This window comes from Synechococcus sp. BA-120 BA3, from assembly GCF_034931285.1.
Classification (GTDB): Bacteria; Cyanobacteriota; Cyanobacteriia; order PCC-6307; family Cyanobiaceae; genus Cyanobium.
In genome coordinates this window covers 1-1,209 of sequence record NZ_JAYGHZ010000465.1, presented here as the reverse complement: position 1 = coordinate 1,209, position 1,209 = coordinate 1, and the positions used below count along the sequence as shown (strand labels likewise).

Below are 1,209 nucleotides of genomic sequence, written 5' to 3'. Positions count from 1 at the left end.
CTGCAGGCCCAGGCCGGCCGCCCCCGGCCCCAGGGCGCTGCCGCGGGCCACCACGGCCCGGGCGAACCCCAGCCGTGCCGCCTCCTGCAGGCGCAACTCCAGCTGACCCACGGGCCGCAGCTGTCCCCCCAGGCCCAGTTCCCCCAGCAGCACCGTGCCCGCCGGCAGGGTCAGGTCGCGGTAGCTGGCCACCACGGCGGCCGCCACCCCCAGGTCCGCCGCCGGCTCTTCCACCTCCAGGCCGCCGGCCACCGCCAGGTAGCAGTCGAAGCGGGACAGGGGCAGGCCCATGTGCTTCTCCAGCACCGCCAGGATCTGGTGCAGGCGGTTGGTGCCGATGCCGGTGGCGGTGCGCCGCGGGCTGGCGTAGCTGGTGGGGCTGACCAGGGCCTGGATCTCCACCAGCAGCGGGCGGGTGCCCTCGCAGGCCACGATCGTGGCGGTGCCGGGGCTGGGGCCGTCTCCGGCCAGGAACAGCTCGCTGGGGTTGCTCACCTCCACCAGCCCCGCCCCCCGCATCTCGAACACCCCCAGCTCGTGGGTGGCGCCGAAGCGGTTCTTGGCGGCCCGCAGCAGCCGGTGGCTGGCGAAGCGGTCCCCCTCGAAGGTGAGCACCGCATCCACCAGGTGCTCCAGCACCTTGGGGCCCGCCAGCATCCCCTCCTTGGTGACGTGCCCCACCAGCACCAGGGCGGTGTGCTGGCGCTTGGCGATGCGCTGCAGGGCGGCGGCACATTCCCGCACCTGGGACACCGACCCGGGGGCACTGCCCAGCTCGGCGTCGTGCAGGGCCTGGATGCTGTCGATGATCGCCACCTCGGGCCGCAGGGTCTCCAGCTCCTGCAGCACCAGCTCCAGGTCGGTCTCCGCCAGCAGGCGCAGCCCCTCGCTCTCCCCATCCCCCGCCGTCACACCGGAGCCGTCCTCGGCCAGGCGCCGCCAGCGCAGCTTCACCTGCTGGGCCGACTCCTCGGCGCTCACGTACAGCACCACCGCCCGGGCGGCCATGGCGCGGGCGCTCTGCAGCAGCAGGGTGCTCTTGCCGATGCCCGGGTCACCCCCCAGCAGCACCAGGGAACCGGGCACCAGGCCGCCCCCCAGCACCCGGTCCAGTTCGCCGTACCCGCTGGCCAGGCGTTGCAGGGGGCGATCCCCCACCGCCTGGATCGGTTCGGAGCGGCGCGGACGGCCCGGCGACCCGGCCCCGTC

At 74.9% G+C, this 1,209-nt stretch carries 1 protein-coding gene; it reads right to left on the bottom strand.

Going from position 1 to position 1,209, the window contains the following annotated elements; genetic code table 11:
* Positions 1-1,209: DNA repair protein RadA (gene radA / locus VB737_RS16825; RefSeq protein WP_500314656.1), on the bottom strand; the 1,209-nt coding region annotated here is incomplete at both ends.